The sequence below is a fragment of the Butyrivibrio sp. genome (genome assembly GCF_017635265.1).
GTDB lineage: Bacteria > Bacillota > Clostridia > Lachnospirales > Lachnospiraceae > Butyrivibrio.
In genome coordinates, this window is the sequence record NZ_JAGBLU010000119.1 from 32,397 (window position 1) to 39,721 (window position 7,325).

At 39.5% G+C, this 7,325-nt stretch carries 7 protein-coding genes; 6 read left to right on the top strand and 1 reads right to left on the bottom strand.

Features of this window, described 5'->3' with window-relative positions:
- Positions 1-44 precede the first annotated feature (44 nt).
- The 4 genes from J6O61_RS15020 to larE are packed head-to-tail and all read left to right on the top strand — an operon-like array spanning position 45 to position 4,668.
- A complete protein-coding gene (locus J6O61_RS15020; protein ID WP_292214858.1) occupies positions 45-2,093 on the top strand; it encodes a HelD family protein in 2,049 nt (682 codons plus the stop codon).
- A gap of 25 nt (positions 2,094-2,118) precedes the next feature.
- A complete protein-coding gene (locus tag J6O61_RS15025; RefSeq protein WP_292214860.1) occupies positions 2,119-3,105 on the top strand; it encodes a DUF3048 domain-containing protein in 987 nt (328 codons plus the stop codon).
- A gap of 13 nt (positions 3,106-3,118) precedes the next feature.
- The gene (locus tag J6O61_RS15030; protein WP_292214862.1) at positions 3,119-3,838 is read left to right on the top strand and encodes a tRNA threonylcarbamoyladenosine dehydratase; all 720 of its coding nucleotides are present in this window, start codon (positions 3,119-3,121) and stop codon (positions 3,836-3,838) included.
- A 2-nt stretch (positions 3,839-3,840) separates the two neighbouring features.
- A complete protein-coding gene (larE, locus tag J6O61_RS15035) occupies positions 3,841-4,668 on the top strand; it encodes an ATP-dependent sacrificial sulfur transferase LarE (protein ID WP_292214864.1) in 828 nt (275 codons plus the stop codon).
- A gap of 45 nt (positions 4,669-4,713) precedes the next feature.
- On the opposite strand, the gene J6O61_RS15040 is transcribed toward larE, so the two are convergent.
- Positions 4,714-5,355: a DUF4867 family protein gene (locus tag J6O61_RS15040; protein ID WP_292214866.1), complete on the bottom strand. Its 642-nt coding sequence runs from the start codon at positions 5,353-5,355 to the stop codon at positions 4,714-4,716.
- A 252-nt stretch (positions 5,356-5,607) separates the two neighbouring features.
- On the opposite strand from J6O61_RS15040, the gene J6O61_RS15045 reads away from it, so the two are divergent.
- Both J6O61_RS15045 and J6O61_RS15050 read left to right on the top strand, forming a co-directional pair.
- A complete protein-coding gene (locus J6O61_RS15045) occupies positions 5,608-5,802 on the top strand; it encodes a hypothetical protein (RefSeq protein ID WP_292214868.1) in 195 nt (64 codons plus the stop codon).
- A 281-nt stretch (positions 5,803-6,083) separates the two neighbouring features.
- A complete protein-coding gene (locus tag J6O61_RS15050) occupies positions 6,084-6,857 on the top strand; it encodes a methyltransferase domain-containing protein (protein ID WP_292214869.1) in 774 nt (257 codons plus the stop codon).
- Positions 6,858-7,325 lie beyond the last annotated feature (468 nt).

The window sequence follows — 7,325 nt, forward strand, 5'->3', positions numbered from 1 at the left end:
ACTTAAAAAATACCGGCAACAATTTGTTTTATAAGGTGAATGATATGGAAAAAGAAATTTTTGATAAAGAGCAGGAGCATTTAACCAAGGTCTACGGAAAGCTTATGGAAATGAAGAAAAAGCTTGAAGATCAGATTGCTGCGCTCGATGAAAAAGCTGTTGATGATAAGAATGATATCCGCGATAATATACGTTTTGACTATGCTGATATTGAGACCACTATGGAAACGCTTGCAGAGATTGAAGTATGGAATCGCTACATTGATACTTACAATGTAGAAAGCTCATCTTTGGGAAAAAGATTAAGCACTGTCAACAAACTTCTTGAATCGCCCTATTTTGCCAAGATTCAGCTTCAGTTTGATCCATCTGAAGAACCTGAAAGCTATTATATTGGAAGAGCTGCTATTTCAGAAAACGGATATGACCAGATGGTTGTAGACTGGAGATCCCCTATAGCGGAGGTTTATTACAATCAGGAAATGGGCAGTACTCACTATACAGTTGAAGAAAGGCAAATTCCGGTTGATTTAAAACTTCGTCGCCAGTTTGATCTAAAAAAAGATAAGCTGCTGTCATATTTTGATACACAGATTGCTATTGAGGATCCGATGCTTTTGCAGTCGCTATCTCAGACCAGATCAGATAAAATGCAAGCAATCACTTCTACAATACAAAAAGAGCAGAACACCGTTATCAGATATCCGGATGTGCCGGTTCTTTTGGTAAATGGAATAGCCGGAAGTGGGAAAACATCTGTTTTACTGCAAAGGATTGCATACCTCTTTTACCAAAAGAGAAAGACACTGCGTCCTGATCAGGTGTGCCTTATGACACTGAATCCGGTATTCAGGGATTATATAGACAATGTGCTTCCTGATTTGGGTGAGTCTAATCCTCTCACCATTACATGGCAGGAATATCTGGAAATGTTAAATGTTCCGTTTATGGACAATGATTATGACTATACAGAGGCCTCAAGTCTTCAGAAAATACATGATGTTCTTCCGACTTTGGCGCCGGAAGAGGATGATTTCTTTGATATAAAGCAAAAAGAAATCATGGTGATGCCTAAAAAAGATGTTCTTTCGGTTGTTGACAGATTCAGTCAGTTCCCATTGGGAGTAAGGCTTATTCAGATAGTATCCGATGAACTTGAGCAGAGAGCAAAAAATATTTTGCGAAATTCAGACCATTATACCGACAATGAATCCGATAGTGTTTCCAAATCGGATTCTGCTGATGATAACCGCATTGAGAACGATTTTGGAGGAGCAATTCGTACTATAAAGAAATGCGGCTGGATAAATGTTCTCCATATTGCACAGCGAATTTTGGGAACAAGCCATATCACCGCTGCAGAATGGCTGTACACGAAGATGGAACTGACAGGTGAATGTGACCGCAATATGCGCTATGTGATGATTGACGAAATTCAGGACTACACAAAGGCTCAGCTTATGGTGTTTAGAAAGTATTTCCCCAATGCAAGATTTATGCTTCTTGGGGATGAATACCAGTCGATCAGGGAGGGAACAATTACATTTGCTGAAATTGCCGAAATGACCGCTGCTGATGAGAAGGAGTTTGTCGAACTTCCATTGATGACAAGTTATAGGAGCTCGCCTGAAATTACAGAGATGTTTTCATCTCTTTTACCGGCAGAGAAAAAGCTGCTTGTTTCATCTGTACAAAGACCCGGAGAAACCCCGATTATAGAGGCATACAATTCAGAGCAGGATTATTGCGCTGCTTTAAATAAATATATAGATGAATTCAGTAAAAAAGACGGGATAACAGCTGTTATTTGTAGAAGCGCGTATAGCCTTGAAAAAGTAAGTACTGCGCTGGGAGAAAAGGATGTTAAAATTATCTCAGAGCATGATGCACTTCCTTCGGGCGGAGCGGTTTTACTGGAGCTGTCACTGGCCAAGGGACTTGAATTTGATAATGTTATCCTTGCTGATGTAGATGCGGAGTCTTATCCGGATAATGAACTTGGAAAGCATTGTTTATATACAGCAATGTCACGTGCTACCCAGCGTTTGGTTGTTTTATCATGTGGCGAGTTATCAGCAGTAATAGAAAAATAATTCAATTTTAAAAGAGGGGTGTGTTATGAAAATCAAAAATGTTGTTGGAATTATTACCGGAATGGCTTTAGCTTTGTCTATGCCTGTGACTGTTTATGCAGGAACTTCAGAGCTTACGGGACTTGAGATTGATGATGCAATAGCCGGACAGAGACCTGTAGCAATTATGGTTGACAATGAAAAAAAGGCTCTGCAGCACTATGGTACAGCTGAGGCGGATATCGTCTATGAAATGATGAACAGTACGGCAAATGGACGTATCACAAGGCTTATGTGTATTTATAAGGACTGGGCCAACCTTCAGCAGACCGGCAGTATTAGAAGTACCAGAACTACCAATATTATGATCGCTGATGAGTATAATGCGGTTCTTATCCATGATGGAGGACCATTTTATATCAAGACATACCTTGCAAAGCCATATGCTGAACATATAAGCGGGGGGTTTAGCCGGATTCAGAATGGTAAACCTACAGAATATACTGAATATGTATTCGGATCTGAGCTTGTAAGCAGATTCGAAAAGAGCGGATTGTCGACCACTTATAATATGGAGATGGAAAGAGGGTCTCATTTCCTTTTTAATGAAGCTGATACCGAGTTACCAAGCGATGTAGTTGCCGGTTCTGTTGACATGAGCAGCGTATTTGTACATAATAAGAGCCAACTTATTTTTAATCCTGAAAGTAGAACCTATGACTACTATGAGTATGGGGCTCTTCATCAGGATGCGGAAGATGGTCAGCCACTTAGTTTTAAAAATGTTATTCTTCAGAACACATCCTTTAAACAGCTTGATAAAAACGGATATTTAACTTATAACGTGGTTGGCTCAGATAAGGGCTATTACATCACAAATGGAAAAGTCATACCTATTATGTGGTCCAAAGCAAGTGAAACAGGAATGACTCATTATTATAATTCTGAGGGACAGGAAATTAACCTGAATAAAGGAAAGACATATATTGGTCTGATTCCTTCCGATTCCTGGGATAAGATAGTTTTACAGTAAAAAGGGTTAAGAAATGATAGATCAATTTTCTAGGACGCGGCTTCTTTTAGGGCAAGAGGCTATGGAGATACTTTCTGAAAAAAAGGTTGCCGTATTTGGCGTAGGCGGTGTAGGCGGATATGTTTGCGAAGCGCTTGTAAGAACAGGAATAGGGCATTTTGATATTATTGACAATGATCAGGTGAGTCTCACGAATCTTAACAGACAGATAATCGCTCTGCAAAGCACCATAGGGCGGGATAAGGTTGAGGTTATGAGAGAGCGAATGCTTGACATTAATCCAAATGTCGATGTAACTGTTCATAAATGCTTTTTTTTGCCGGAAAATGCTGATTCTTTTCCTTTTGAAAGCTATGATTATGTGGTGGATGCTGTAGATACGGTTGCTGCGAAAATTGAGATAATTATGCAGTGCAAGAACAAGGGTATTCCTGTGATAAGTTGTATGGGAGCAGGAAACAAGCTTGATCCAACCGGATTTGTTGTTACGGACATATACAAGACTACTATGTGTCCTTTGGCCAAGGTTATGCGTCATGAAATGAAGAAAAGAGGCGTAAAAAAGCTTAAAGTAGTCTATTCGAATGAAAAACCGATTTCACCGGATCAGGCTCTTGCAAGTGAAGAAGTTACAGGGAAACGTGCGGTTCCGGGTTCGACAGCATTTACGCCTGCAGTAGCGGGATTGATTCTGGCAAGTGAAGTCGTAAAGGATTTAATAGAGTGTAAGTAAATATGGATAATATACTTTTAGATAAATATGATCAGCTTAAAGACTATTTAAAGAGTCTTGGAGCTGTGGCAGTAGCTTTTTCAAGCGGAGTTGATTCGACATTTCTTTTATTTGCCGCACATGAGGCTTTGGAGGATAAAGCTATAGCTGTTACAGCCTCCTCATGTCTTTTTCCTAAAAGAGAACTGCGTGAGGCTACAGACTATTGCAAAAAGCTGGGTGTAACGCATTATACTGTAGAGGAAGATGTTTTTACCATAGAGGGATTTGCCCAAAATCCTCCGGACAGGTGTTATCTTTGTAAGTATAAACTGTTCGAGAGCTTTATAAATTTGGCAAAAAAACATGGAACAGAATTTGTAGTAGAAGGTTCAAACCTCGATGATAACGGGGATTACAGGCCGGGGCTCAAGGCTATTTCTGAACTTGGAATACTTAGTCCCTTACGAAAGGTTGGTTTTACCAAGCGTGAGATCAGGGAGTTGTCGGCACATTTTGGAATTCCAACAGCCGAAAAAGCATCTTTTGCCTGTCTTGCAAGTCGTTTTCCTTATGGAGAGACTATTTTTGTGGAAAAACTTGGTATGGTTGATAAGGCGGAACAATTTCTTTTGGATGAAGGATTTAAACAGTTCAGAGTACGGATTCATGGCACGGATGTTGCCAGAATAGAGGTGCTTCCTGAAGATTTTGAGCGTTTTATGAATCCGGATTTCAGGGAAAATATATACGGAGTTTTTAAAGAATATGGTTTTAATTATGTATCTCTTGACTTAAAGGGGTACAGAACCGGCAGTATGAATGAAACTTTAGGAACTGTAGTGAAATAAAAAAGGAACCTGTGCATCGTGCTTTGATGTACAGGTTCCTTTTTGTCAGATATTGTTTGCAATATCAATATTTTCACCGGTAATACCAATCCAGGCACCGTCCTTTGCTTCGGAGGACTCTTCATGAGCAAGGAGCCATTTGTTGGTAGCTGTTAAGAGTCTGTCCTCCTGATTTCCGGCAGGATACTCCGGTTTCCCTACATTTGTGCCCTTTGGAAGTCCTACAAGTACCTGAAATCCTGAATCTTTGTGAGCCTGGCAAGGAGCATAGTGAAGAGTTGTAGCATATACTTCAACCATAACACCCTTTGGAACGAGGAAAGCCTTAACTTTGCCGGAATCAAGCTTGTAGTCGGCGATTTCTTCTCTTTTTGCCAAAAGAAGAATAAAGTCAGTTGCGCCAAGATTTATTTCGCTTGAACGATGATACTCAAGGCAGTTGAGCTTTGTGTTATGCCCGTTGCACCATCCGTATTGCATTGGTGATCCGCCAAACAAAGTGTTTGTCATCTTTGCTGAAGCATCAAGATCCTGAAGAGCCTTCTCTTCAGCGACATAGTCAGTTCCGGCAGGAATTGGAGTCTTATCTCTCAAAGTTTCCATTATCTGCTTTTTTTCTTCTTCGTACCCCTCAATTATTCTTCCGTAGTTTGTAAACTCCGGGTCTGTAACGTTAAATATTTTCATTTTGCCCTCCTTAAAAGACAGTAATACATTCTCTATTAGTAATATACACCGTGGTAGTCAATACTTCTTATCAATATGCACCCAAAACACTTCAAAAAGTGCTCTTTAGAAAAAATATTGAGAATTCTTTCATCATTATGAAAAATCATGGATTGTTGTGACGATGTCACAATAATCCGGTAAACAAAAATAATACATCCATATGATAAAAGCATAAAGAATAAAACAGATGTAATCAAAAGGAGGAAAGAAATGGATAATACTAACACGTTTGAGTACAGTTACAGCGCAGAAAGGGCTAAGGAACTCGAAGCTATCAGAAAAAAATATGAAGAACCGACGGAGGATAAGTTTGAACAGTTAAAAGCTTTGGACAAAAAGGCCGAGAGATTAGGAGTTGCAGCTTTTGTAAACAGAGAAAAGATTGTTGATATAATCAGACAGTAATATGGCAAGCGGAAATATTATAAAAGTGTAGTTTTTGAGAGTAACAGAGTGATAGAGATAATAAGCAATTGCGCATGTATATAGCGTTGGGTATAATATTTTGTGTTATGACAATCTGAATAACAGGGGTCATATGGGAGGTAATCATGAGAACACGAGATAACTACTCGGTGCAGTTTTAATGCTGACAGCAGGTTGTGCCGAGGTTAATTTAAGTGTTTTGCTGTCGCATACTGCACCGGACAAATAAACTATTGACAATTATTTGAAAAGGAGCAGATATGAATACAGATAGAATAAATGAATTGAGAAATGAGTGGAAAGCAGAGGAGAAAATAGCTCATATTCACGGTTGGGATTTTTCTCATATACGTGGCAGATATGAAGAGGAGGAAGATCTTCCCTGGGATTACAAGCAGATAATTGACGAGAAACGCATAGACAGCATGAAATTATTGGACTTTGATACAGGTGGTGGAGAGTTCTTATTATCTCTCGGACATCCTTATGGCAATACTGCAGCTACTGAAGGATACCCTCCGAATGTTGAACTGTGCAAGAAAGAGTTGTTGCCGCTGGGAATAGACTTCAAGGCTTGCGATGATGCTTCAAAAGTTCCTTTTGTAGACAACTCTTTTGACATAATTATAAATAGACATGGTGACTTTGATCCTGTAGAAACAGCCAGATTGCTGAGATCAAATGGTTTGTTTATTACTGAACAGGTAGGCGGCGAGAATGACAGAGACCTTGTAATGGCGGTTTTGCCCGATGTACCAAAGCCATTTCCGGAGCTTGAACTTTCTATTCAACAGAAAAAGTTTGAGAATGCAGGATTAAAGGTTATCAGAGCAGAGGAAGCTTTCAGACCTATCCGCTTTTATGATGTGGGGGCATTTGTCTGGTTCGCACATATAATAGAGTGGGAGTTTCCGGGATTCTCTGTAGATAAATGTTTTGATAGACTTCTTGAAATGCAGGAAGAGATTGATAAGAATGGATATGTGGAAGGAACAATCCACAGATATCTCATCGTTGCACAGAAGCTCGGTTAATAATAAAAAGCGGTAAGTTCAAGGACTTGCCGCTTTTTGTATAGTAGTATGACTTCTTGAACTTACTTTCAGAAATCCGCATATACTGCGGATTTCGTGAGAATATGAGTGAAGAGTCAACCAAGCCTCATCGACGAAGTCGATTTAATTTGGCTTGGTTGATGCATTCTTGAATTGTTGATTCAAGAATGCATGCCCTCTTGAACTGATTTTTTAAATCAGCATATACTGCGGGGTTTTGAGAATATAATATAAGAGTCAACCAATCCTCATAGGTGAAGCCTGTTTAAATATCGGCATAGAGTACCGTTAGAACAGGGGACGAACCTAGTGTAGCTGTTTTATATTAACTCGACTATATGCTTGCTATAATTTGAATCTACTGCGTTGTCATCAGTCGTCGATGGACGCCCATCGACTCCATCTTCCGCCTTGTAGATTGCAAATTATATCTAAGCAATATAGTCG